Origin of the sequence: Brakhagea baltica, from assembly GCF_052161605.1 — a bacterium.
Classification (GTDB): domain Bacteria; phylum Planctomycetota; class Planctomycetia; order Pirellulales; family Pirellulaceae; genus JBKCUI01.
The window spans coordinates 2,644,638-2,668,557 of sequence record NZ_CP197409.1 but is presented as its reverse complement, the minus strand read 5'-3'; the positions used below and the strand labels follow the sequence as shown (position 1 = coordinate 2,668,557).

At 49.9% G+C, this 23,920-nt stretch carries 25 protein-coding genes; 15 read left to right on the top strand and 10 right to left on the bottom strand.

What is annotated here, in order from left to right; all coding sequences use genetic code 11:
- The first annotated feature begins 106 nt into the window (after nt 1-106).
- The 5 genes from sucC (at nt 107) to SH449x_RS09835 (ending at nt 4,753) form a co-directional block, all read left to right on the top strand.
- On the top strand, nt 107-1,291 hold the full coding sequence (gene sucC, locus SH449x_RS09855) for an ADP-forming succinate--CoA ligase subunit beta (protein ID WP_482381168.1): 1,185 nt from the start codon (nt 107-109) through the stop codon (nt 1,289-1,291).
- A 38-nt stretch (nt 1,292-1,329) separates the two neighbouring features.
- A complete protein-coding gene (gene sucD / locus SH449x_RS09850; protein ID WP_482381167.1) occupies nt 1,330-2,208 on the top strand; it encodes a succinate--CoA ligase subunit alpha in 879 nt (292 codons plus the stop codon).
- Nucleotides 2,209-2,471: 263 nt separating this feature from the next.
- The gene (locus SH449x_RS09845) at nt 2,472-3,503 is read left to right on the top strand and encodes a ThiF family adenylyltransferase (protein WP_482381166.1); all 1,032 of its coding nucleotides are present in this window, start codon (nt 2,472-2,474) and stop codon (nt 3,501-3,503) included.
- 193 nt (nt 3,504-3,696) lie between these two features.
- The gene (locus SH449x_RS09840) at nt 3,697-4,272 is read left to right on the top strand and encodes an RES family NAD+ phosphorylase (protein WP_482381165.1); all 576 of its coding nucleotides are present in this window, start codon (nt 3,697-3,699) and stop codon (nt 4,270-4,272) included.
- 73 nt (nt 4,273-4,345) lie between these two features.
- The gene (locus tag SH449x_RS09835; RefSeq protein WP_482381164.1) at nt 4,346-4,753 is read left to right on the top strand and encodes a hypothetical protein; all 408 of its coding nucleotides are present in this window, start codon (nt 4,346-4,348) and stop codon (nt 4,751-4,753) included.
- Here the strand turns inward: SH449x_RS09835 and SH449x_RS09830 are convergent.
- The 3 genes from SH449x_RS09830 to SH449x_RS09820 all read right to left on the bottom strand — a co-directional run bounded on the left by SH449x_RS09830 (nt 4,750) and on the right by SH449x_RS09820 (nt 6,128).
- On the bottom strand, nt 4,750-4,935 hold the full coding sequence (locus tag SH449x_RS09830; protein ID WP_482381163.1) for an addiction module protein: 186 nt from the start codon (nt 4,933-4,935) through the stop codon (nt 4,750-4,752). The two genes, SH449x_RS09835 and SH449x_RS09830, sit on opposite strands and share 4 nt — an antisense overlap.
- Nucleotides 4,936-5,688: 753 nt before the next feature.
- Nucleotides 5,689-5,934: a hypothetical protein gene (locus SH449x_RS09825; RefSeq protein WP_482381162.1), complete on the bottom strand. Its 246-nt coding sequence runs from the start codon at nt 5,932-5,934 to the stop codon at nt 5,689-5,691.
- On the bottom strand, nt 5,931-6,128 hold the full coding sequence (locus SH449x_RS09820; RefSeq protein ID WP_482381161.1) for a type II toxin-antitoxin system HicA family toxin: 198 nt from the start codon (nt 6,126-6,128) through the stop codon (nt 5,931-5,933). Before SH449x_RS09820 ends, SH449x_RS09825 begins: the two co-directional genes overlap by 4 nt.
- A 254-nt stretch (nt 6,129-6,382) precedes the next feature.
- Between SH449x_RS09820 and SH449x_RS09815 the strand changes: the two genes are divergently transcribed.
- Together SH449x_RS09815 and SH449x_RS09810 are read left to right on the top strand one after the other, a co-directional pair.
- A complete protein-coding gene (locus SH449x_RS09815) occupies nt 6,383-6,655 on the top strand; it encodes a hypothetical protein (protein WP_482381160.1) in 273 nt (90 codons plus the stop codon).
- Between the two features lie 633 nt (nt 6,656-7,288).
- Nucleotides 7,289-7,660 (top strand): integrase core domain-containing protein, encoded by a 372-nt coding sequence (locus SH449x_RS09810; RefSeq protein WP_482381159.1) that lies wholly within the window; start codon nt 7,289-7,291, stop codon nt 7,658-7,660.
- A 1,496-nt stretch (nt 7,661-9,156) separates the two neighbouring features.
- Here SH449x_RS09810 and SH449x_RS09805 read toward each other — a convergent pair.
- Together SH449x_RS09805 and SH449x_RS09800 are read right to left on the bottom strand one after the other, a co-directional pair.
- A complete protein-coding gene (locus tag SH449x_RS09805) occupies nt 9,157-10,110 on the bottom strand; it encodes a hypothetical protein (RefSeq protein WP_482381158.1) in 954 nt (317 codons plus the stop codon).
- A gap of 439 nt (nt 10,111-10,549) precedes the next feature.
- Nucleotides 10,550-10,834: a hypothetical protein gene (locus SH449x_RS09800; RefSeq protein ID WP_482381157.1), complete on the bottom strand. Its 285-nt coding sequence runs from the start codon at nt 10,832-10,834 to the stop codon at nt 10,550-10,552.
- A gap of 158 nt (nt 10,835-10,992) precedes the next feature.
- Here SH449x_RS09800 and SH449x_RS09795 point away from each other — a divergent pair, with 158 nt between their 5' ends.
- The 7 genes from SH449x_RS09795 (at nt 10,993) to SH449x_RS09765 (ending at nt 15,784) form a co-directional block, all read left to right on the top strand.
- Nucleotides 10,993-11,370: a TA system antitoxin ParD family protein gene (locus tag SH449x_RS09795; protein WP_482381156.1), complete on the top strand. Its 378-nt coding sequence runs from the start codon at nt 10,993-10,995 to the stop codon at nt 11,368-11,370.
- A complete protein-coding gene (locus SH449x_RS09790; RefSeq protein ID WP_482381155.1) occupies nt 11,367-11,927 on the top strand; it encodes an ATPase in 561 nt (186 codons plus the stop codon). Before SH449x_RS09795 ends, SH449x_RS09790 begins: the two co-directional genes overlap by 4 nt.
- A gap of 257 nt (nt 11,928-12,184) precedes the next feature.
- Nucleotides 12,185-12,394, top strand: a complete 210-nt coding sequence (locus SH449x_RS09785) for a hypothetical protein (protein ID WP_482381154.1) — start codon at nt 12,185-12,187, stop codon at nt 12,392-12,394.
- A 13-nt stretch (nt 12,395-12,407) separates the two neighbouring features.
- Nucleotides 12,408-13,385, top strand: coding sequence for a hypothetical protein (locus SH449x_RS09780; protein ID WP_482381153.1), 978 nt, complete (start codon nt 12,408-12,410; stop codon nt 13,383-13,385).
- A gap of 150 nt (nt 13,386-13,535) precedes the next feature.
- Nucleotides 13,536-14,663, top strand: a complete 1,128-nt coding sequence (locus tag SH449x_RS09775; RefSeq protein WP_482381152.1) for a DUF1559 family PulG-like putative transporter — start codon at nt 13,536-13,538, stop codon at nt 14,661-14,663.
- Nucleotides 14,664-14,906: 243 nt separating this feature from the next.
- A complete protein-coding gene (locus SH449x_RS09770) occupies nt 14,907-15,161 on the top strand; it encodes a hypothetical protein (protein ID WP_482381151.1) in 255 nt (84 codons plus the stop codon).
- A 158-nt stretch (nt 15,162-15,319) separates the two neighbouring features.
- Nucleotides 15,320-15,784, top strand: a complete 465-nt coding sequence (locus SH449x_RS09765; protein WP_482381150.1) for a hypothetical protein — start codon at nt 15,320-15,322, stop codon at nt 15,782-15,784.
- Nucleotides 15,785-16,224: 440 nt separating this feature from the next.
- Here the strand turns inward: SH449x_RS09765 and SH449x_RS09760 are convergent, their stop codons facing one another.
- The 3 genes from SH449x_RS09760 to SH449x_RS09750 form a co-directional block, all read right to left on the bottom strand.
- Complete coding sequence (locus SH449x_RS09760; protein ID WP_482381149.1) at nt 16,225-16,902, bottom strand: hypothetical protein; 678 nt, start codon at nt 16,900-16,902, stop codon at nt 16,225-16,227.
- 63 nt (nt 16,903-16,965) lie between these two features.
- Entirely contained in the window at nt 16,966-17,673 is a 708-nt protein-coding gene (locus SH449x_RS09755) for a hypothetical protein (protein ID WP_482381148.1), read from the bottom strand.
- Nucleotides 17,674-17,714: 41 nt separating this feature from the next.
- On the bottom strand, nt 17,715-18,521 hold the full coding sequence (locus tag SH449x_RS09750) for a DUF4058 family protein (RefSeq protein WP_482381147.1): 807 nt from the start codon (nt 18,519-18,521) through the stop codon (nt 17,715-17,717).
- 739 nt (nt 18,522-19,260) lie between these two features.
- Between SH449x_RS09750 and SH449x_RS09745 the strand changes: the two genes are divergently transcribed.
- Entirely contained in the window at nt 19,261-20,538 is a 1,278-nt protein-coding gene (locus tag SH449x_RS09745; protein WP_482381146.1) for a hypothetical protein, read from the top strand.
- Nucleotides 20,539-20,627: 89 nt separating this feature from the next.
- Here SH449x_RS09745 and SH449x_RS09740 read toward each other — a convergent pair whose 3' ends face one another.
- Complete coding sequence (locus tag SH449x_RS09740; protein ID WP_482381145.1) at nt 20,628-22,874, bottom strand: serine/threonine protein kinase; 2,247 nt, start codon at nt 22,872-22,874, stop codon at nt 20,628-20,630.
- 12 nt (nt 22,875-22,886) lie between these two features.
- Nucleotides 22,887-23,492, bottom strand: coding sequence for an RNA polymerase sigma factor (locus SH449x_RS09735; protein WP_482381144.1), 606 nt, complete (start codon nt 23,490-23,492; stop codon nt 22,887-22,889).
- Between the last annotated feature and the right edge of the window lie 428 nt (nt 23,493-23,920).

Genomic DNA, 23,920 nt, shown 5'->3' with positions numbered 1-23,920 from the left:
AGCGGCTTCGATTCCGGCTTGACATTCGGACACAAACCTAAATCATTTGCGGTTAGAAATTTAGGATCCCACGAACCCAACTCTTGCCATAGTCTGAAGGTTGTTGATGAAGATTCACGAATATCAAGCGAAAGAGCTGTTCCGCAAAGCTCAGGTCCCCGTTCTTGCCGGATTTGTTGCGAAAACGCCCGAAGAAGCCAAGGCTGCATTCGAAAAGTTGGGCGGGCCGATCGCCGTTGTCAAGGCTCAGGTACACGCCGGCGGACGCGGTAAAGGAACTGTAACAGAAGTTCCCGAACAACGCGGCGTTCAGTTGGTGAAATCGGGCGATGAAGCGGCTACGGTAGCTAAGAACCTCATCGGCAACCACCTGGTCACCATTCAAACCGGTGCCGAAGGAGCGGTGGTTAACCAAGTTTTCGTTGAGCAAGGCTGCAAAATCGCTCGCGAACTTTACCTAGCGGTCGTTGTTGACCGAGCCGCCATGCTACCGCTACTCATGGTGAGCAGCGAGGGTGGAGTCGAAATCGAAAAAGTGGCTGAAGAGTCCCCTGAAAAGATTTTGCGGGAGCACTTTGACCCGAAAGTGGGACTGCACAGCTTCCAAGTTCGCAAACTTTGCAAGAAGCTCGGGATCTCCGGCGATGCGGCCAAGAGTGCCGATTTCTTCATGAAGAGTTTGTGCAAGCTTTTCGTCGAGCTCGATTGCTCGATGGCTGAGATCAATCCTTTGGTAATCACCGAGGATAACAAGATGATCGCATTGGACGCAAAGATCACCTTTGATGACAACGCACTGTATCGTCATCCTGATATCAAGGAACTGAGGGACTTGGCCGAGGAAGAGCCTGCCGAGATTCGTGCAGCGAACACTGGTTTGAGCTATGTTAAGCTCGACGGAAACATTGGTTGCTTGGTGAACGGTGCAGGTTTGGCCATGGCGACTATGGACATTATCAAGCACCATGGAGGAGCTCCCGCCAACTTTCTAGATGTCGGAGGTGGGGCCAATACCCAGCAAGTCACCGAGGCATTCCGCATCATTTTGTCTGACCCGAATGTGAAGGCCATTTTGGTCAACATCTTCGGCGGTATTGCTCGCTGCACGACGATCGCACAGGCCATTATCGAGGCTTCGAAGGAAGTTGGGTTCTCGGTTCCGCTCGTCGTTCGCTTGGAAGGAACAGAAGTAGAGGAAGGGAAGAAAATGCTAAGAGAAAGCGGATTGGCAATCATTTCCGCTGACGATCTCACCGACGCAGCCAAAAAGGTTGTGGCTTCCATCTCCTAGTCATCCCATCCAATACCAAGCTGAAAGAGTTATAAATTATGAGCATTCTGATCAACAAAGAAACCAGAGTTATCTGCCAAGGCATTACCGGCAAAGCGGGTGCCTTTCACACCAAGGGCTGCAAAGAGTACGGCACCAAAATGGTCGGTGGTGTTACTCCCGGCAAATCGGGGGAAACCGTCGAGGGGCTGCCTGTTTTTGATACCGTTGAGGAAGCCGTCAAGCAAACCGGTGCCAATGCCACCATGATCTTCGTCCCCCCTGCGGGAACTGCCGATGCGATTCTCGAAGCGGTTGATGCGGGCATCGAAGTCATTTGCGCCATCACCGAAGGGGTGCCTGTTATCGACATGGTCACCGTGTACGACCGAGTTAAGCGAAGCAATTCGATCCTTGTCGGACCGAATTGCCCCGGTGTGATTACTCCTGGCGAGTGCAAGATCGGCATTATGCCAGGCTACATCCACAAACCTGGTAAAGTTGGGATCATGTCTCGCAGCGGCACGTTGACCTACGAAGCCGTTTGGCAAACCAGCGGGCTCGGCTTTGGTCAATCGACTTGCGTCGGTTTGGGCGGTGATCCGATTGTAGGTACCTCGTACATCGATGTATTCGAGCGATTCGAGAAAGATGATCAAACCGAGGTCATTCTCATGATTGGTGAGATTGGTGGCGATGCCGAAGAAAAGGCAGCAGAGTACGTCAAGAATCATGTTACCAAGCCAGTCGCCGCCTTTATCGCGGGCCGAACAGCTCCTCCAGGCAAACGCATGGGACACGCGGGGGCCATCATCACCGGTGGCAAAGGAACGGCGGCTGAGAAGGTTGCTGCACTCGAAGCAGCCGGCATCGCGGTCGCCGACTCGCCAGCGGACATGGGTGCCGCCGTTGCAAGAGCACTTAAGAACAAAAAATAGCACCGAAGCTGTTTCAGGCAACAATTTTGGTAACCGTTCACGAAAAAAACAAGCAGTCGTTTAACCGCTTCCCATAGTAAATTCGGCGAGTTTGCACGTTGCAATGGAAAAGGACTCGATCGCCGAATTTACGGCGGGATGCGTTGCCCCTGTGAACGGTTACACAATTTTCAAACGGTTTAGATGATTCAAAAAAGGTCGAGTTCACTGCGGTTGGCTCGGCCTTTTTTTGTTTTCCGGTTCGCCGAGATTGGGGAGAAGTCGTGAATCGATATCGAAGACAGATTGCGTATTCGGAGATTGGCGAAGCTGGTCAGGAGCGATTGCGTCGAGCGACCGTAGGTATCTGCGGCGTGGGTGCACTTGGTTCGGCGGTCGCCGAGCGATTATGCCGAGCGGGGGTTGGCAAGCTCGTGCTAATCGATCGCGATTGGGTGGAACTCGACAATCTGCCTCGCCAGACACTTTATACGGAAGAGGATGCTCGCAATGCCATTCCGAAAGCGATTGCGATTACAGATCACTTGAAACGCATTAACTCCGAGCTTGAAATTGCCCCCCACGTGTGCGATCTCGATCTGGAGAATATAAGGTCGCTGTTTAGGGACGTTTCCATGATTGTCGATGGAACCGACAATTTTGAGACTCGTTATTTGCTGAACGATTTTGCGTGCCAGAACAATATCCCTTGGGTGCATGCAGGAATTGTGGGGGCATCGGGCCAATCGCTAACTGTTGTGCCTGGACAGACCGCTTGTTTCCGATGTTTGATCCCAGATCCACCACCGGCAGAGCAGATGCAGACCTGTGATTCTGCGGGTGTGATTGGTCCTGCGGTCGGTATCATTTCTAATTGGCAAGCGTTAGAGGTGATCAAGTTCCTTGTTGGTGGAGGGGACGCGATCGATGGAGCGATGCGTCAGTTTGATCTGTGGAGTGGGATGATTCGCAAGCTGAAGCTTCCGCGTCAATTGTCATCGGGCGAGAGTCTTGGGTGCAAGGCATGTGTCCGAGGGGAGTATGAATTTCTCGAGGGCAAGTATCAAACGCAGGCGAGAGCCATGTGTGGCCGCAACGCCGTACACTTGCATGCAGCCAGAAGTGAGCCCTTGCGATTAGAGTCTATCGCGGAGCGATTGGCCAAGGAGTGTGAGATAAAGGTTTTGCCGTTCATGCTTCGATTCGAGTTAGACGGATTGGTATGGAGTGTTTTTCATGACGGTCGCGCCGTATTAACCGGCACAGAAGATGTAGAGCTCGCCCGAAAACTCTACGCCCGACGAATCGGGAGTTAGGTCCGTTCCATAAGTATGCTTCGAATGGATTAAGCTCGAAATTTTGGACATCAATCGTGTAACAGCACTTAAGGATTCCCCCGAATGGGGTATCGAGCTGTTAGCTGGTGATTAGAGAAGCACCATAACCGGACGACATCGGTATGTTAGAACGGTCAAACCTGCGTGATGTGTCAAACGCGTAAATGAGCGAATGCTTTCTGAGATTGTGCCGATGGATGAAGCCACATTTAAAAAGCTCCTAAAATTTGCGGTTCCTTTTGCGGGAACGATTTTCCGATCGGTTTCCGTCCGGCACTCACGCCTGACTGACATTTCCTCGGGCGAAGGCAGTTTTCGTTTTGGCGGCAGATGGAATCCGCCAGGAATTCGCGCCAACTATGGGTCACTAACGCCTGAGACTGCCATGGCTGAGACGCTTGCTTCCGCGCGATATCATGGCTTTGCCGTTCACACAGCAATGCCTAGGGTCTTTGTTGCGATGCAGGTCAGGCTTTCCCACACCCTTGATCTATTCGACCCACAGGTTTTGAAGACCGCCAAGATTTCAGTGAGCTCTCTGGTAAAAGTTGACTGGCGGGCGGAAATGGATGCTGGAAAGACACCAATCACGCAGGTCATTGGGAAGTTGGCCGCGTCTAATCAGCTAGAGGCGATTTTGGTCCCTTCAGCGGCGGCGCTCGGGCAACTGAATTTGGTCGTTTTTGTCGACAATTTGCATCCTGGTAGCCGGCTGGAAGTGCTCTCGCCAGACGAGTTAAACGCTTGACTACATGCAAATTTACATGTAGTATGTAAGTGTCGGCTCGCGATGCGCCGATATGCAACCAATCGGGGTAACGATGGCGAAAAAGAAAGTGATCAAGAAGGCCTGCCGAGCTGCGGCTCAAGCGGTAACACCGGTTTTGGCGTTGGTCGAAGACGATCGCGGTCGCAGCCTGCTACAACTTCGATCGCGTCTGGGAATGAATCGGGAATCGTTTGCAAGATTGGTTCCAACGTCTGTTCGCAATCTTGCAAGCATTGAATCCGGTCAAAAACCATCGCCCGTTCTTCAAAAGAGCTTGATTGAACTTCGACGGCTGGTCTCTGCTTTAGAGGATGTCGTTAAGAAAGAAGCGATTGGCCCCTGGCTGAATCAACCTAATGAAGCTTTTTCAAACCTGAAACCCATGGAAGTCATCGAGCGTGGCGAAATCGACCGCATTTGGCGCATGATTTACCAGCTTCAGAGTGGTGATGCATTTTAGCTAGCTTGATCTGATCCGCTGCTCAACCCACTAACTCGACGTTGCAGTTCCGAAGCCCAATCTGGATGGATGGGCATATCTGCATCGTCAGGGATGGCATCCCATAAAGCATCAATTAGTTTGGTTTGGTCGAGTGCAGAGAGCTTACGAGCATCTTCAAGAACGGAGTTGAAATCTACCATAACAAACTGCTTTCAGGATATTGTCTAAGCCTCAGGCGTACGGGAACCTAGAAATCACTAACGTCACATAGAACTTTGGCGAAAAACCGCTTTCGCTGTCCTCACTCCATTGTAGCAGCAATTTCCAACAGCGAAAAAATCAGACAGGCTTTTCCTGGCCAGTAATCTCCCGCTGCTCTGGCCATATTCACGGGCAAAATCAAAGGGGGCAGTAATGCCCACCAGACCATCTTTCGAAAAGATGCTGACTATGCAGCCTTCGCAGACGAAAAAATCGTTTAACTCCACTGGGCGTTGCCCTGCGATGCTGCCCCCAGGGAGAGCCCACAACAACGCCCTCATTGGGGGCCCCCCCTACTGCGAAGCAGTTTCACAACCTAGCCCGGGGTCGCGGAGCGCACCCTGGGTCAACGAACAAAAGATCGGCCAACCCCGACAGGGTTGCACACAGGACCTTGTTGAACCCCGTTGGGGTTCGTTTGATAAACTAGGCACGGTGTCCTGCGGGTGCGCTCCGCGCCCCCGGGCTTTGATGTTTGACCGCTTCGCGGTTAATAATGTATTTGTGCCAGCCATGTTTTGATATTCTCGAAGTTGACCATAAGGAAAACCATCCGAAAGGTTGCATGCACCCACCGCGATTTTGGGTCGACGGTCACTCAATATATGGATGGCACCAATTAGCCAATTAGCCTTTTAACTGGGGCATTTGCTCATCGATGCGAGTCGACATATCCCGCCGTGTCCAAGTTGTTACATCGTAGTCATAGTTTGGCTGCGGATTGGTAAATCGTAATGGGTATCTGGCGGAGGCAAGGGGCGACCATCTTTTGCATAAAGCACAATTGCTTCGCTCACGATCTCGCACAACTCAGCAAATACGGTCTGGGGGTCGTCACCGTGACAACCTCCAATTACCAACCTTGGGCAACAACCGATAAAGCACTGGTCTTCCTCGGACCAATATACGACTTTTGCATAACGATCAGCCTCACTCATTTCTGACTCTCCTGAATGGCAAACTTCACAATTCGCTCTTGATACTTCTTCGCCTCATCCCCCAGTTTGCCAGAAATCGTAACTATGCCTGTTACTTTCGGATGGGTAAAGTTACGATGGCTTCCTTTACCGCCGCGATTCTCGAATCCTGCAGACTCCAGATCAGCAATCAATTCCCGAATCTTTCTTGGCATCCCGGCTCCTTTTGTCAAACTAGCTCTCAGTCCATTTTACCAACGGTTCGAGTGTGATTCTAGCCAACTCGCCGCACTCTAGTTCCAACCGTCTCGACAATGCAACGTATCAATTCGCTACGAGTATCACGTTCACTCAGATTCAGCCGGACTCGGAGCTTTCCTACTTTGGTCACGCTCACTGTCCGGCGGTTTCCAAAAACGTCCACTGAACCAGCTCCTCGTTGCTCTAACCCAGATGATTCATCATAATTTTGACGATCGATCGAACCGAAAAATCTGGAATCGATGATCAAGGTGGGGCGGACTACGACTGCAATTCAGCCAACAAGCACTGGTCCGATAAAAGTCGACTCGGCTCGCGACATCACCTTCGTAACATTGGATTCTCTTTGCCACCGTTCCTGATGCATCAGCACGACGCTCGGAGTCGCCTTTCGATCTTTAAAAATTATCATAGCCGCAATCTCAATGTAACGATTCTCGGCCCACCGAAACCAGTTGAAAATGCTGGCGATCACGTTTAGACATAACGAAGAAGCGGGGCGATTTCGCCGTGACCAACCCGCCGTTTAGCGGCATGGTAGGGGACGGCTTCGAGACTACGTCTTACTTCCGGCAAAATTGCACCTCGTGTTCGATAATGACCTGTCAGGAACAAAGGTGGACGCAAAAAAGGGAACCAGGGTAGTTTCAAGGGAGCGTCGCCCCTTATCTTCTTCCTCACACAAAAGTACCCCTGTCCCCTTTGGCTTCCCCGTCCCCTGTGTCTTCCCCCGGGGCAGCCCACAACAACGTCCTCATTCGGAAGCTCCCCTACTGCGAAGCAGTTTCACAACCTAGCCCGGGGTCGCGGAGCGCACCCTGGGTCAACGAACAGATGATCGGCCAACCCGAACGGGGTTGCACACAGGACCTTGTTGAACCCCGTTGGGGTTCGTTTGATAAACTAGGCACGGTGTCCTGCGGGTGCGCTCCGCGCCCCCGGGCTTTGATGTTTGACCGCTTCGCGGTTAATAATGTATTTGTGCCAGCCATGTTTTGATACTCTCGAAGTTGACCATAAGGAAAACCATCCGAAAGGTTACATGCACCTACCGCGATTTTTGGTCGACGTTCACTCAATATATGGATGGCACCAATTAGCCCCCTATCACAAGATGCTAAAAAGTGATTGTATTAGACCCAAGTCTCCATTAACGCTTGAAGACGCAAAGCGTGTAGTAACGGAGTTCGTCGACGAGTACAATAACTGTAGACTTCACAGTGCCATTGGTTACGTAACTCCCAGCGACGTGCTCGCTGGCAAACAGAAGTCGATTCATGAAGAGCGAGACAGAAAGCTGGAAGCTGCCAGAGAAGCTCGCGCCAAAGTTCGTGCACAACGAGCATTGGTAAGCTACACTGAAAATACTCGACCGGAGGATAGGGCCATGCTGGGAAACAACCTGAGCGCCGCGTCGATGTCGGTAGCAATTGAAGCGGACGTTGCTGGGCAACTGGCAGCGTCCCCTCAACTCAATTACTATTGACCCTAATGCGAAAAATCCCGGGGGTTTGGGGGCTGGCCCCCATACAAAACAAAACAGTCTTTAGTCCATCCAATTACCAAGCTAAACCGCCGTACGTTTGGACTACTAACGCTGCGCCAACCCAATTGTACCTACCTTCCTCGATCCATCAAACGATGAAACTTTTCGGTGATTTCAGCTGCTCTGTGGGCATCTTTCCGGCTGAGCCCCTCTTCTCGAAATCTTTTTGTGATATGCTCGTACTCCGATTTCGACATACCCGCCGGTGGAGAACTATATAAAGAACTATTACCATTCCCCGTTGCGTTCCCAGATTTCTTCGCATTCACAGCTAGCGTTGCCCAAAAACACGCCGCCACAAACGCGAGACTACCCATCAATTTGAGTATTTCAATATCTTTGGGATTTTTCCAAAACTTAAAGTATTCCATACTTAATCTCTTCAAAATCGCAACTGGTCCAGAGGGACTTCCTTGTTATGCCACACGTAACATTTGTTGCTTGAAATTTGTTGCTTGCGTTGGATCAAAAGCCTGATTTTTTTGGTTAATGGAACGTGCTAATATAGCAAAAATCTTCAACAGCGTCAAGACTGTCGTTCTACCAACCTTGATGTTGACTGTTGAGAGGACATTCTGGGGATACCGCATTTAGTTGTAGGGTTGTAATTGTTTGGACGAACAAAAGGGGACGGGGGCAATACTGTTCGGGCGGAAACAAGGGGACGGGGGGATTTTCAAGGGAGCGTCGCCCCTTTTCTTCTTCCTCACACCAAACTACCCGCGTCCCCTCTCGTCCCCTTTGTTTTCCCTCCATATCATTTGCCGGTTCGAATTCGAACGGAACAAACCTTAGTCCATTGTTGTCGTCATACTGAGCTGGAAGCGGCTGCACTCGAATCAGAGTTGGAATTAATGTCGCTTCCAAAAAGGAAGTGTCAGGCATCTTGGGCCTCGTTCTTGGCTCAAAATTTTCGCTGGCTCACGCTGACAGTACGATTTACACACTTCGCCCCACCCCCCGGAGGGTGGATTTTCGAATGTTTTTGCGATGATCGGAAGATGCCATACTCAAACTTCGCGATCGCAACAGGTACGAACTGGACTTGCGGGTAGCCAAATGCTACCATTGAAGTGGAGGATTTTATTATGGGTCAACCGGTTAAACTCTCGGACGAATTGGTCGATGACGCTCGTGCTGTCGTGCCGTTTTCGCAGCGGAGTATTGCAGGTCAAGGCGGGAAAAAGGGTACGGGGGTAGTTTCAAAGGAGCGTCGCACCTTTTCTTCTTCCTCACACAAAACGCCCCCCGTCCCCTTTGTTTCGGGCGTCCCCTTTGTTTCGGGCCATGTGTCTCCGGCTAGATCTGCATCAGGATCTACACATCCCCTCGGATTGAGCACAGTGTGGGACTGTGCAAATATTGGTGTCGAATAAAAAAACACGAGAATCAATAAACCGAAAAACGTTCTTTTTACAACTCATTCTCCATAAAAACTATTTGGAAAGCCCTTCAAACTTCTTTCGAATCGACGAAAAGTCAATGCTACCATCAAGCTCACCGGGCACAAAACGCGACTGATCAAAAAGCGATTCATCAACCTCCTTCCCGAACTTCCAATCGACAAAACGAAACTCCTTCTCTTCGGTCAACCCATCACTCGAACTGACCGTAACCTTTTCTGGGACGATGAATTTATGTTCTTTAATTTCAATCCATTTTGACTGTATTGTGGCGTAGTGGTCCCATTTGCGGACTTCGTCGGGAGTAGACGGCGACTTAGAACGATCCTCCCTGGGATTACTATAGAATTTAATTTCTATCGGGCACCAATGAAAATCCTTGTGAAATTTGACCTGGTAAGCACCTAGAGGCCCCGGAGTTGCTAAAACAATACGTTGGCCTAAATGATCTCGACTTTCCTCAATTATCTTAACCGACTTGTGATAAGCTATACCTGTTTGTGACTCCGTTTGACTACCGGTCCCGTTAGTGATCGTTAGTTCAAATGGGTGCTTTCGTCTTGTGAAAGTTGCACGCAAAACTTTCCCCCCCCGGACTTCTTGATTAACAACAGAGCTACCGATATGCGTCCTGTTGTAATAAAGTGATTTACTGTTGTCGAAATCTACAAGCTGATGCTCAATGTTTGCATTCTTTCCTTCGTTCTCATTGAAAAGATCAAGTGCAATTCCATCAATTCGCTGAATTCTAGCTCCCTGCTTCGCTGAAAACCGTTGGTAACGGGCGGTCGCAACAACTGACTCTGGACCTTCATCGGCAAGAATCGTCTTTTCGATCCAAACACTAAACCCATCATCAATCATCGATTTCTCAAGAAAAAAATCGTCAAAAAGAGCATCAAATTCGTCAGCGAATACAAAACAGGAACGGTTAAAATGTAATGCAACAAAGAGCCAACTCAGTACGAAACTTGTTAACAATCTCACAGGCAGTCGTCTCGTCATTCGTCTTCTTCTCCTACATGGCCCACGTGAATCGGAACATCTAAAACCGGCTTCGAGCTTAAGCTGGGGCACCGGAAATTCTAGCCAATGTCTTGATGCGTTTTTTCTGAAAATCGGTTTGGCAAAATGCCCAGCCTGAAGCTCCAATGGAGTGGAACAAAACAATCCTCAGGAGCTTCAAGCATGGACAGCGCTCAATCTACCAACATCCCTTCCAATGCGAAACAACTTCGATGGGATCGCAGCGAAATTTCTCTTCGTCTGGAATCGATCCGACTGGATCTAAAAAATGGCAAGTTGCTCAATCAAGCCGCTCGCGACAACACCGTCCCTCGCTCAACTGCCCAAAACTGGGCCAAGAATCGCTCTCGCCTCGAACAAAAAAGCGGACTGCCCCTGGCTACCGTAGAGTTTTTTCGAATCACCCCAAGGACGAACAAAAGGGACGGGGGGTGTTTTCAGGGGAGCGTCGCCCCTTTTCTTCTTCCTCACACCAAACTACCCGCGTCCCCTCTCGTCCCCTTTGTTTTCCCTCCATATCATTTGCCGGTTCGAATTCGAACGGAACAAACCTTAGTCCATTGTTGTCGTCATACTGAGCTGGAAGCGGCTGCACTCGAATCAGAGTTGGAATTAACGTCGCTTCCAAAAAGGAAGTGTCAGGCATCTTGGGCCACGTTCTTGGCTCAAATTTTCGCTGGCTCACGCTGACAGTACGACTAACACACTTCACCCCCCGGAGGGTGGATTTTCGAATGTTTTTGCGATGATCGGAAGATGCCATACTCAAACTTCGCGATCGCAACAGGTACGAACTGGACTTGCGGGTAGCCAAATGCTACCATTGAAGTGGAGGATTTTATTATGGGTCAACCGGTTAAACTCTCGGACGAATTGGTCGATGACGCTCGTGCTGTCGTGCCGTTTTCGCAGCGGAGTATTGCAGGTCAAATTGAGTTCTGGGCAGGGCTCGGGAAATCGATCGAGCCGCTGCTTCGGGGCGACCGAGCGTTATCGCTTCAGATGGCAGGAGGGGAGCGACCGTTATCAGAGCTTCTCGCGGAAGTCGAGACTTTGAAGGGTCGCAAGCGTCTTGAAGCCGTCTTGAAGAAGCGTCCCTATCCGCATTTCAAACCAGTAGTCGGTCACCCCGAACTGATTTGCCGCTTGGAAGAAAACGGAACCGAAACGATCGGTCGCTTTGTTGGTCGTGAGTTTACCGCGGTCGAGGTTCCGAATTGAGCTTGACATTTGACTTTCTTGATCGGCGACCGATTATCATCGCGTTGGCCGGCTCCAACGGCGCTGGCAAGTCAACTTTCTATGAAAGTTACTTAGGCGATAGCGGCCTGCGTTTTATCAACGCCGATGAATTATCCGCATCGCTTGGCTTGCCGCCCTACGACGCAGCCGAATTTGCAGCGTCGCTTCGAAGGGAACTGGTGAGCCACCGAGAGAGCTTTATCTTTGAAACGGTATTGTCCGATCCTGTTGGCGAGAAAGTAGACCAACTCGCCTCGTACGCGGCGCTCGGTTACACGGTCGTTCTAATCTTCATCCGCATTGAAAGCTCTGACGAGTCGATCAAGCGGGTGACCATGCGAGCGTGCCAGGGCGGACATGACGTTCCAGATGAAAAGCTACGCGCGAGATTCGCTCGAACTCAAGCGAATCTACAACGAGCCGTCCAAAAGCTGCCTTATGTCATCGTCTATAGCAACGAGGATTTGAACAAGCCTTTTCAGTTCGTTGCTCACTATGAGAATGGTCAGAAAGTGGATCGAAAAAAAGATAGCTAGTTCGACTAGTCGCGTGGACGAAACAAAGGGGACTGTGGTGGTTTCAAGGGAGCATCGCGTCTTTTCTTCTTCCTCACACAAAACTACCCCCGCCCCCTTTGATCGCCCTCCGCCGCCCGCGTTAAAGGGGATTTCAAAAACTTTTAAAATTTTCTTGACACAGATTTTCGAATCTGCTCTCATCTCGCTTACTTAGATTTAAACCAGCATCGATAGTCCTCAATGTAGAACGTCGCTGAATTCGCAAACCACAAACCATGGCTTGCGGTTTCGTAGCAGGATGGTTCTTCTTAGTCGGTTCTCTCTCAGGTTGCCATCCCAAGGGGGTGAGTATTGCAGATTCCCGCAACTCAACTGCCGCTCCGGTTTTTCAAAGTGCGACTACGAAACGCGAGATAGTCTTAGGTGTTATCTTCATCGTTGCCCTCGCTCTGTTCATTGAATCCACGTTTATTATTCACGATTAGCTGTAGCACTATCATGACACGCAGGTTTACGTTACCGCTAACGCTGTTGTTGCTGTTGGTTTTTGTGCTCTTACCCACGCCTGCATCACCATCCTTTACAGACCCAGTATTAGAGAATGAGTTCAGGAGAGCTGTCGGTCGAATGCCAACAGCGTTTACCGGCGAACTGATGGTATCTATTGATGTCGCTGTATCCTTTGGCGGGGCTGCCTCGCGAAGTTCGACATCGCAGCATTCTGCACGATACGAAGTGGAGATTGCCGGATCGAAGTTCCGGCTGAAGGAGCTTTCTAAGTCCGGCAATTCCGCGACTCTTCGAATCGTAAACGACCGCTACTTGTTTGGCCTAACGGAGAAAAAGGGAAAGTTCGCTTTGGTCGCGATTGAGTCGCTTGGGACGGAAGCTGGCCAGAAGATCCTGCAGGATCAAAAGAGATTAAGCGAGCCGCTTCAAGCGATCCATTCCGGGGTTACGTTGTTCAGCATGCCCCTTCGAGATCTCATCAATAATCAGGACTTTCGACTCATCGGCATTGAGAAACAAGATCAGGGACTGGTTCGTGTCGATTTTCAATACGAATACAATGGGCAGGGAGAGTACCCTGTCATTGTCGAACCATCGTTTTTTGTTTGTGATCCGAGTCAATCTTGGGGAATTGTTGAGTTTGAGACCAAGACCATTGAGGGTAAAGATAAAGTGCGACATGATCTTCGGTGTCAAAACACCCTGAAGTTGCTAAGCGACGGATTCCCGCTAGCTGTATCGGTAGTTCAAAGCGATGTCGATTCAAAAGGCGCTCGGGCTACCAACAAGTGGACAATTTTCGTGAAAGATTCTAGACCGGACGATGCGATATTCAAATTAAGTTACTATGGACTAAGTGAGCCGCGATTTGAAAATAGCAGAAGTTGGCTGTACCTTGCTCTGGCGATTACATGCGCGGTGTGTTTCGCTTCCTGGATTATGTGGAGGAAGTATCAACGTATATAGGGGCTGGGGAAATGATCCATAAAGACGAGTTGTGGGCTGGGGCTCAAAGTTGGGAGTTGTTTTTTTGTAATAACCTCAACGAATCTATCAGTTTGGGTTTGTCGAAATCGATCCTAGTGGTCAAGTTCGAAAAAGGGCTAAGGCTGAAGAATGCGTGATTACTTCAATTGGATTGTAGGGCTTAGTCAGTTTCGTGGTAGAGAGCATCGTGGCTTTACGGTTATAGAACTACTTGTGGTTATCGCATGTATTTCACTTCTCGTCGTATTGCTCGTTCCTGCGGTTCAGTCAGCCAGAGAAGCTGCGAGAAGAATTCAATGCCAAAACAATCTGAAGCAAATAGGCATTGCGATCAACGCTTACGAGGCCGCCTATCGCCGAATTCCATCTGCTATGACTTGGGGAGGTAAAGGAGAACCGTTAGGTGGAGGTGTATTTCCGATCGGAACATTGGACCACATCGCTCTTGGGAATTCGATAAGTCTCGATCGATTGCAAGGCAATTGGCTGGTCGCAATTCTATCCTATCTCGATCAACTGCCTTTGGCTAACTCATTCGATCCGAGATTGAGCTTGAGCCATGCTTCGAATCGGCTGGTCCGAGAGACTCGTGTTCCATCGTTTCTGTGCCCTAGCGATACGTATACTGGGCCCTATGACCGTGGGCTTGTTTCTGGTCTATCAGGACAAAAGTATGAACGAGGAAACTATTCCATGAATATGGGCGTAAACACACCTTGTTTCCGGCACCACCCCAATTGTCTAGCTGGTTTTCAATCGGATTCACCTGATATTATGGGCGCTGCAAGTCGAATTCGTGGGAGTGGCATTGGTGGTTTTAACGAATTCATACGTTTAGCAGAAATCGCGAATGGAACATCGAACTTGATCGCCGTCGAGGAGGTTCGAATCGGACTTTCTCCCGTCGATCCGCGTGGTGTTTGGTCGCTTGGTTCAATCGGAGCGAGTGTTACAGCGGCTCACCCGGGTGGACCTAATGCTCGAACAATTGGTGACGCGATTCACTCATGTGATCGACTGCTCATAGAGTTCGGTCGTGAATGGTTAGAAAAAGAGAAGATGCCTTGTACGATGACAGCCAATCAAGCCAACTTTATCGCCACCTCCCGTAGTCGACATCCAACGCTTGTTAATGTGTGTAAGCTGGATGGGGCGGTCGAGTCTATCTCGAACTATGTCGACGCAACGGTTTGGTTAGCTGAGCATACTCGCGAACCGGAATTGGTACCTTACATACTTGATTTTTGGCGAAACTAAACGTTGCACCGCATGCCCAAAGTGTGGCAATGCAAATCGAGAAGGATTTAGATGTGATCTTCATTGACGAAGCCAGCTATGTAGCGTTTCCCTTGTCTGACCGAGGATTGGCTCCTGGCTTAGAAATCGCGGGCCTGTCCTCGTTCAGGCTTTCACATAGGCTCTTGAGAAACTACCCAGGGACGTAAAAATAGGGTACGAACAAATCCTACTTCGCCTCAGCATAATCGCATACGAACTAACATGAATCAGCCGCTAAAAAAATACGTCGATGTGGACTGGACCGCGGAAATCGATGCTCTTATAGGTACTGTGCCTGACCGAGTGGTCGCCGAACGGTATGGGATTGCTATCCGTTCCGTTCATACTCGGCGGCGCAATTTGAAAGTCGAATCGAAAGTCGGCAAACGGACCGACGCTCCACGCTTCATGACTGGACCAAAGACGAAGAAGCACTGCTTGGCACCAAGTCGGATGGTGATGTGGCTCGCGAATTGAACATCCCGCCCATGCAAGTGCGGCACCGTCGAGTGACTCTTGGAATCCCACCCTTCGACCGCCGAGAAAAAGTTCGCTGGACGGCGGCGCGAGTCGAACAATTAGGATAATTCCCCGACCAATTCCTTGCTCGACGGTGGGGTTATCACCAAGTGACGGTGCGGAATAAACGCGAGTTGTTGGGGATTCCACCATGCCGACACAAGGATCGACCTTGGTCCAAGACTGAGATCGCAAAGTTGGGAACGATGTTGGATACCGATTTAGCTCGGGAGCTTGGTATTTCTCAGACGGGAGTAGCGAAGAAACGTGAAGAGTTGGGGATCCCGCCCTTCAAATCCGCAGGTCCTTACACGTGGAAGGCGAAAGACCCAAAGCGTTTGGGAAAAGTTCCTGATGATGAATTGGCGCTGGAGCTTGGTTTGTCGTATCAGTTTGTCGCGTCCAAACGAGTGGAGCTAGGGATTCCTGCTCTGCGTCGCAGTGACCTTCGCTGGACGAAAGACGTGATCAAAAAGATGGGTGTGATTTCCGATGCTCAACTTGCCGCTGAACTCGGATGTAGCAGCGGCTTAGTCCGGCAGAAACGTCAGCAGCTCAACATCGCACCGTTTGGTAAATGAAAACGGACAATTGGGGGACGCGGCATCTCTTTCGGTTTACGGGACTAGGGTACACTTGGCGACTATGACGAGTTTCCTGTTTTTCTATGCTAACGGAGGTTCTCATGGCTCGCACTTCACGGATGGAGATCGAACTTAAGAAACTCACCAAATTCATGGAAATCGATCTTCTCGGTTTCTCAATTCTTTCTAACCACTATCATCTGGACGGAACAAAGGGGCAGAGGCGGGAAAAAGGGGACGGGGGTAGTTTCAATGGAGCGTCGCACCTTTTCTTCTTCCTCACACAAAACGACCCCCGTCCCCTTTGTTTCGGGCACGCATGAAGTGCCGTGAAACCTCAAATTCCATGCGCTTTTTGATAGTCGTCGGGGATATCCGCGAACAGCGGGTGGATCTAGTGATGCAAGCCCCGATGTGTGAGTTAGCCCTGATGTGCATCAGTTCCAACGCATCGGCTTGCCGATCACGTAGTGATAAAAAACCACCGTGAGCATCAGGAACACGGGCAATAGCACAAAAAGTAGTGGTATTGCAACTGCTAGAAGGGATGCAACTTTGTAACCATTGACTCTCAGAACAATACTTACCACGACTATAAACGGAGGTAGCAACATTGGGATGGCGACGCGACGCAGACTTAGAAATGTCGAAGACACATCCATCTGATTCGCTATGGTAGATCGCAATAACCAGACCCAAGCGATAGCTGCGACTCCCCAGCAAATCACAGTCCCCCAGAAGATAAGATTCGATCCAAAACTGGGAGCTTCTAGAGCAGCATCGTGGCTTGGAATACTTAACACTTTGAAATGATCGATGGCTATGACGAACCATGAGAAAACGATCGAAGCAATTGCATTCTTTACCGCGAAAACCGTCAATGTGCCTCCTCCTACAATCGATGGCCATGGCATTAAGATTGCTACGACATGGTTTTGCCAAGTGATCTCGTTGGACCTTAGCCGATACAGTATCAACCACCCCACCCCTGAGAATACAATCAGAATTACGGTCTGAGCCAATACACCAAGGCTCAACCCTAGGTTGCGTGTCAGAATAATCGCGAGTGCCGCTTGTACGGCAACAATGACTAGCCAAAGGATAGTGGAAAGCATGGTTGAACAAAAAGCGATAGGATGTATGAAGCAAGACTTCCCAGAGTAGGGATATGGAATTAATCAAGTCGTACTATCTGGTAGAGACCAGAGTTCGTCATAAGGACGCGAGTCTTGGTTGATTCTCTCGCAAAGTTCAAGAAACGCGGCCTTGCGGTCTAAATCGTCCCCCGGATTAAATCGCAGAAAGAACGGTCGATGTTGCCAGTCGAACTCTTCGTTTGTGATCCCTGAAAGAAAGAAAAGCAACGCGACAAAGTGGACCGCAGCAACCCCGGGATCGAGAACAATTCGTCGCAACATAGCATCAATGACTTCTTGAGGATGATCCGCGAGAATCTGTTCAAGCGTAAAACTGAGACCTCGATAAGCATCGCAGGTAGCGATTCGATCGAGTAATTCTCGTTTGCGCTCGTGACTATCCATCAACTTGGCAGCGAAGTGAGCGACGGCAGCACGGATCTCGACCTTGCCCTCGCGAAACGCTGCCAGAAGTACTTCTCGTGCCTTTGGGGTATCAAGCAACGCCAAGGCTTCAACATCGCACGGGTGCCCAATCCCCCGAGCACACAAAAACTGTTCTATCTCTGCCTTCTCTTGCGGTGTGGCGTGCCGAATCGCATCTAGATCGTATTGTGGATCTCGCCAATTGCCGGCATCAATTTGAGCTGATCGTCGAAATCGATCCCACATCGATTCTGCAATAGAGGATGTAGCGTCGTCTTTTATGGTAGCACTCCAGGAAGCCAGCAAACAAAGAGGAAAACTCAAACTACGATCCCAAGATGGTAAGCGATCATTGACTCGGTGTTCTATCGCAGACCTATCTCGCGAAGCAACTGATCGGCCCAAGTTGCATCTGGACCTACGAGAGGCGGTGTAGGATCGATCCGATAGTCGAGATCCTCATGATAGCGACCGTTCGCGTAAGACATATCGAGTAGCGGTTGAAGCCGCAACAGAACATCGGGGTCTTGAGGACGCAAAGGAATGCGAATCGTGGGAAGAGGTTGTTGCAAAGGAACAGGATACATGGCGGCGCGATGCTGCTGGTCACCTCGCACAACACAGATGCGATATGGGGCACGACAAGCAGCGGGGACTTCACTTTTCGGAGCAGCCAGCACCCAAGAACCCTCTCGCAGTAAATCGATTTCGACCAGATTGACTCGACCGGCTAACATCTTCTCTTGTTTTGCGAAGTATTGTTCGCGGCCTTTGCCTGCGATCTTATTAGTGAGGCTAAGAAACTCGATCGCGGTCACTATCCTATGCCCATCGGCAGCATCGACAATCGCAATGTAACGAAGCGTTTCGGGCTCAACCATGCGAGACACCATGACAGGCTCAGTCACGTCTGCAATCGTCGCGGTTCCCCCACCGGAAAGGGGAGCGTCTGGGCGTTCCACAATGCGCACATCTGGAGCAAAACGGTTGGCCCGACTTTCGGCATCATCATCCGACTCGACTGTCACGTATTCCTCCACACGAGCCCGAAGACCCGCAGGTAATTGCGATTGTAGCTGATCGCTACCGTAAGTCGTTAACCTGGTATGAACATCCCCCCAGTGCGATTCGAGCCAGGGATTCATGCCGGGAAATGGGTTATCTTGATTCACGTCATCGGCCTTGGATTTTAAAGCAATTTGCTCATTGGCTTAAATGTCTACATTGCCTCCATTCTATGCGATAAAAATGACAAGACAACATCGGCGTCGACGTGGGGAGGAACCAACTTGTTGCGATCGCGGAAAACAAGTTATCGCCCCCTATTTTTCACCTATTGGAATCTTCAGGAGGGGAAAGAGCGATAACCGGAAAACTGTAAAACGAGACTGGTAGATGTGGCCTTCGAAGCGTGTTTGGCAATGGCCGTGATAGCAGAGAGAATGGGTGCGGTTACTGCAGAGTCTTCGTGCTAAAAGATCTTTTACTGAGTATTCCTTTGATGGATTGCATGATACACGATGCCAGCCTCATGGACTCGCCTCTGTTGTGGCATATTCCGCTCCAATTGAGCGGGAGTCTAGGATCGATCAACCTATGGAATTATCCCGCCCCCATTTTCTGCCCCAAGTAGTTGATTTTGAAGTGGTTCGAGTAATGGGGGCCACTTCTTAGCTTTCCCACTCGAAAGCCGACTGGTTTGGTCGAGGCAGCTTGAAATGTCGCGTGGTGCGTTTCCAGAAGGAATATGCTCTAGTTGTTTCATGGCGTAGCTTTCGTTAGATTGAATCAGGGAGTCACCAACTGCTTACGACCAGCATCTTGTGATCTCTTTTCAGATCATCAGTCTAGCGTCGCAGTTTGTTCACCCTTCCCAGTGTTTCTTTCCCAAAATTGACTACGAGCCTCTTCATGAAAACTCTCCTTTGTTCTGTATTGTGGTTACTAGCAATCGTCCACTCCCCGCTGTTCGCGCAGGTCGACCCACCCGCAAAAAATTTTCCGGAACATTGGGGAAATCCACCTGCTTTGCAAACACGAGACTTACGCCCCTTGCCAGGCGGATACGGTCAGGGCAGCAGTACACTTGCTAAATGGATTCAAGAAAACCTGGATAAAGATGCACTAGCTGGAGCACCCGGTCGAGAGCAGAGAAAAACGCGTGTTTCGATTGATGGAGAAAAGTTTTTCATCAACGGCAAACCGACCTACGCAGGGAGAATATGGAACGGTAAACCAGTGGAGGGGCTTTTGATGAATAGCCGCATGGTTCAGGCCACCTTTGACGATCGAAACCCAGAAACGGTCTCTCGATGGGCTTACCCAGACACAAAGCTGTGGGATGCTGACCGCAACACGGCAGAGTTTATAGCGATGATGCCCGAGTGGCGACAACAGGGCTTGTTAGCCGTGACGCTCAATCTACAGGGGGGTAGTCCAGAGGGTTATTCCAAGACGCAGCCGTGGCACAATTCGGCCATCAATGCTGATGGTACGTTAGACGGAAAAACGATGGCGAGGCTCACCAAAGTCCTCGACAAAGCGGACGAGCTAGGCATGGTTGTGATCTTAGGTTTGTTTTACTTTGGACAAGACGAGCGGGTACAAGACGAAGCGGCTGTGATTGCTGGCGTGGATGCAGCCATCGATTGGCTGATTGCCAAAGGATACACGAACGTCCTGGTGGAAGTGAACAACGAGTGCAACGTGAATGCTTATGACCACGAGATATTGAAACCGGACCGGGTACACGAGCTAATCGAACGAGTGAAGCAACGCAGTACGGTAAACGGACATCGCTTGTTGGTATCAACAAGTTATGGGGGTAACTCAATTCCACGCCCAAACGTTGTGAAGGCGTCGGATTTTTTGTTGCTGCATGGCAATGGAGTCAAAGAGCCCAAGCGGATCACGGAAATGGTTCAGCAGACACGCAAGGTAGACGGTTATCGCCCCATGCCAATCCTGTTCAACGAAGACGATCACTTTGACTTTGAAAAGCCAGAGAACAATTTTTCTGCGGCGGTCCGTGAGTATGCGAGCTGGGGATATTTCGATTACAGGATGAAGGACGAAGGCTTTGACGAGGGATATCAAAGCGTACCCGTTAACTGGGGAACAAGCAGCGAACGCAAGAAAGGTTTCTTTCAGTTGTTGAGCGAAATCACTGGTGAAAGGCTTCTGGAATAGTAGACCGGTAGTCATGCAAAGTTTCCGTAGGTGCCAGCCACTTATCGGCGCTTGGGATAAACGAGTTGGGCTAATCATGAACTACGGCACTAGCGCACGAAGTCATGCTCAGGAGATTCTGTTTCGAACCGACGGACTGACTCCACTCTGTCGAGTGATCCCCAATAGAGTTTGTTTTTGTAAACGGTCACTCCAGTTCGGTCTACCTTTGGATGAGCCCCAATGCGCGGACTTGATATCACGTAAAGATCCTTTTCAACGTTAGCCAGATAGTTCGACTCCCGTTCAAAGAACCTCCTAAGATTCGACGTGAACAAGTCCTTATCGGATAGCTCTACTGCGACTAGGTATTCAAGCGATCCGTCATTTTGAAAATTGCAATGAAGCTTCACTCGTTTACCAATATACTTCCCCGCTATCATTCGTAGATCAATCATCGGTCCCACAGTATCTTTCTCCATACCATGCAATACGGCTTCCACGGTTTCCTTGTCGCCGGTGAGCAAGTAAAAGAATTCCTCGATGAAGCGCGCGCCATCCACGTCCAGTTCGTAGCTTATAGATCCATCAATCTGTTCCGTTCGAAGCACATTTCGAATCGATTTGAACAGAAATTGCTTTGCACTCAACGCTTTAAAAGACGCTCCCCGTTCCGGGGGATCGCCCATACAGTCAATGATCAACTGTGTCGGTATGGGCATGGGTTTGTCTTGCCCACAGGCCGACGCTATCGAATCAAAGAGCTTCTGAAAGGGATTTATCTCTAGTCGTTGCGAAGCGTCATCCGCTTCATTGAGAGTCGGTGATTGATATCCCAGTGGTTCGTTCAGATCATGGCTTGCTGTCTTAAAATCATCTTTCGTTTGGGTTTGGATACTTACGACTTGTTTATCGCCTCGGGATAATGTCACTAGCCCGTTATTGATGATTACGTTCTCGAACCCCTGTTCGATTTCGACCACATAATTCCCCGCAGCGATTCGAATCGACTTGCCAGCTCGTGATATGGTCAAGGAGTCTACGACCTTCTCATCCTGCATAATACGAATGGGAACATCGTCAGCATCGCATTCAATAGCCAAAATTCCTTTATTCCACTCCAAAGAGATGAGGATTCCTGCGACGATGAGACCTAGGAATCCTAGTGCGATTAAGACTGGCACAAGAGGCTTCCATCGTCTCTCGCGGGTGGAATCGATTGGTAAGATATCCGGTAGCGATTTTGTGGTCGGTTGCTGAACGTGGGCCAAACAGTTTTCAAGCAGGGTTGCGACCTGTTCGGCAGATTCATATCTTGTGCACGGATCTTTCGATAGAAGCTTGGTGATGATATGCTCGAGCCAATCGGGTATCTCGGTGTTGATTTCACGAATCGGCTGCGGAGTGTCTCCGACGATACGATGTAGGACAGCGTAGCTCGAGTCTGCACGAAAGGGTGAATGTCCGGTGCACATGGCGTACATCGTGCTCCCTAAACTAAACAAATCGCTCGAAGCATCGACCCTCGCCCCTCGAGCTTGTTCTGGTGACATGTACTGAGGAGTTCCGGCGATTAATCCGGTGGTCGTGACGGAAGCGTCGTCTACGGCACGAGCGAGACCGAAATCGGTTAGAGCGGCGCGTTCAACACTCCCATCTAGCAAGATATTGGATGGTTTCACGTCACGGTGCACTAGGCCCTGTGAGTGAGCAGCAGCCAAACCACGCGCGGTTTGCATAGCAATCCGCAAGACTTCACAGAGCTTTAACGGTCCATGAAGATTCAATCGCTTTTGCAAATTCATGCCAGCTGAATATTGCATAACCAAATAGGGTACACCTTGCCACTCCGAGACAGCGAAAATGGGTAATACGAAGTCGCTGATCACTGCGGCCGCAGCACGGCCCTCTCGTTCAAATCGTTGCCGTGCAGCACCTGATACGGCTAGATGAGGATGCATGACTTTTATCGCAACAAATCGGTCAAGTGTTGAATCGAAGCCTTTGAAGACGATCCCCATGCCTCCCATTCCGATTAATGCAACGATCTCATAGCCACCAATTCGCCCAAGCATATTAGGATCATCTGTGGGACCAAGTAGATTCAAAGCGGATTGTTGTATGATCCCATCTCCGCTACCGCAAAAATCAGACTCGGAGATTGTGTGAAACGCGGGCAAGAATTGATTGTTCCATGCGGGATCGGTAGTGCGAGCATCCAAAAGCTCGCGACAGCGTTGGCAGCGGGAAACATGATCCTCGCAGGCAGCGATCTCGACAGGTGAACAAACACCCTCTGTGAGTCTGTTGAGAAGATCCTCGTTGAGGCATTGAGTAGACATGGGGGCAATCATCATGGTCATTCCTTTTTATTCCCAATCTTGTGTGAGTTCGTGTACTTTTTCTTTGAGCCTGGCTACGACACGATATCGAGCGACATAGATAGAACCAGTTGAGCAATTCAGTACTTTGGCGACCTCGGCGATAGGTTGCCCCTCTATGGCAGTAAGCCAAAAGGCTTGCCACACAGACGGGCTATACTCATTTCGAATCTGATTGGCCGCCCATAGAACTGTTTGATTTCTCGTTTCCCGAGAGAGCTCCGCTCTGGTTTCTTCTATGGAGGATGGTTCAGGTAACGAATTCAGTTGACTTATTACGGAAGATCCTCCCCAAGCGGAGTCGATTGGTTTTCGCGAAAGCGCATTGGTAATTGCGTTTCGTGCGATGGTGACCAACCAAGCTCGAAAAGGGGGGGCATCTAAGTCAGGGGACCAACTACTAATCGAATGGGATACGGATATTAGGATCTGCTGAGCAACATCTAGTGCATCGGCATCTTGCAATCCTCGCCTCTTCGCCATTCTCAAGATAGTAGGTTGGTAAATGCCCACAAATTCCGACCAAGAATCGACGTCGCCGAGATTTTTCACTCGGGCGATCAGCGTTTCGCTAGTTTCAGGAAAATTGGTCATTGCGGTTCCTCCAACAAGTACCACACGGCTGGGCGGTAATTCTTACTAGAATCTGCAGGAATTTCTCGAATTGGATTCTGGATTTTGATGCGACCTTCATAATATGCCGAAGAAACTGGGTAAAATTTGGTTAGTCACAATGGACAACTTGGTGCCAGCCATGCTCCGAGAACAATCGAGTCTATTTTTTAATGACGGTCGAGGGGGCTGAAGGTCTTCGCTTCTGATTCTCACGCTTTTCGGTAATAGGGATGCCGTATATGTCGCGACAGGCGGAACTCCTCTCATGGAAAGCAAAGTGAATTTCGGAGGCAGGGGATAGGCAGAATGATGTAGGGCAAAATGATGACAGAGGCGATAAGTGGACCTGGAATCGATTCGGGCTACGATGGCCACGACGCTCAAGCAGAATGAACCGACGGAGCGGT

What these genes read in the sequence shown, in the direction of transcription:
- sucC (WP_482381168.1), top strand. Translation starts at nt 107, where the DNA reads ATGAAGATTCACGAATATCAAGCGAAAGAGCTGTTCCGCAAAGCTCAG.
- sucD (WP_482381167.1), top strand. Translation starts at nt 1,330, where the DNA reads ATGAGCATTCTGATCAACAAAGAAACCAGAGTTATCTGCCAAGGCATT.
- SH449x_RS09840 (WP_482381165.1), top strand. Translation starts at nt 3,697, where the DNA reads ATGCTTTCTGAGATTGTGCCGATGGATGAAGCCACATTTAAAAAGCTC.
- SH449x_RS09835 (WP_482381164.1), top strand. Translation starts at nt 4,346, where the DNA reads ATGGCGAAAAAGAAAGTGATCAAGAAGGCCTGCCGAGCTGCGGCTCAA.
- SH449x_RS09830 (WP_482381163.1), bottom strand. Translation starts at nt 4,935, where the DNA reads ATGGTAGATTTCAACTCCGTTCTTGAAGATGCTCGTAAGCTCTCTGCA.
- SH449x_RS09825 (WP_482381162.1), bottom strand. Translation starts at nt 5,934, where the DNA reads ATGAGTGAGGCTGATCGTTATGCAAAAGTCGTATATTGGTCCGAGGAA.
- SH449x_RS09820 (WP_482381161.1), bottom strand. Translation starts at nt 6,128, where the DNA reads ATGCCAAGAAAGATTCGGGAATTGATTGCTGATCTGGAGTCTGCAGGA.
- SH449x_RS09810 (WP_482381159.1), top strand. Translation starts at nt 7,289, where the DNA reads ATGCTAAAAAGTGATTGTATTAGACCCAAGTCTCCATTAACGCTTGAA.
- SH449x_RS09795 (WP_482381156.1), top strand. Translation starts at nt 10,993, where the DNA reads ATGGGTCAACCGGTTAAACTCTCGGACGAATTGGTCGATGACGCTCGT.
- SH449x_RS09785 (WP_482381154.1), top strand. Translation starts at nt 12,185, where the DNA reads ATGGCTTGCGGTTTCGTAGCAGGATGGTTCTTCTTAGTCGGTTCTCTC.
- SH449x_RS09780 (WP_482381153.1), top strand. Translation starts at nt 12,408, where the DNA reads ATGACACGCAGGTTTACGTTACCGCTAACGCTGTTGTTGCTGTTGGTT.
- SH449x_RS09775 (WP_482381152.1), top strand. Translation starts at nt 13,536, where the DNA reads ATGCGTGATTACTTCAATTGGATTGTAGGGCTTAGTCAGTTTCGTGGT.
- SH449x_RS09770 (WP_482381151.1), top strand. Translation starts at nt 14,907, where the DNA reads ATGAATCAGCCGCTAAAAAAATACGTCGATGTGGACTGGACCGCGGAA.
- SH449x_RS09760 (WP_482381149.1), bottom strand. Translation starts at nt 16,902, where the DNA reads ATGCTTTCCACTATCCTTTGGCTAGTCATTGTTGCCGTACAAGCGGCA.
- SH449x_RS09745 (WP_482381146.1), top strand. Translation starts at nt 19,261, where the DNA reads ATGAAAACTCTCCTTTGTTCTGTATTGTGGTTACTAGCAATCGTCCAC.
- SH449x_RS09740 (WP_482381145.1), bottom strand. Translation starts at nt 22,874, where the DNA reads ATGATGATTGCCCCCATGTCTACTCAATGCCTCAACGAGGATCTTCTC.
- SH449x_RS09735 (WP_482381144.1), bottom strand. Translation starts at nt 23,492, where the DNA reads ATGACCAATTTTCCTGAAACTAGCGAAACGCTGATCGCCCGAGTGAAA.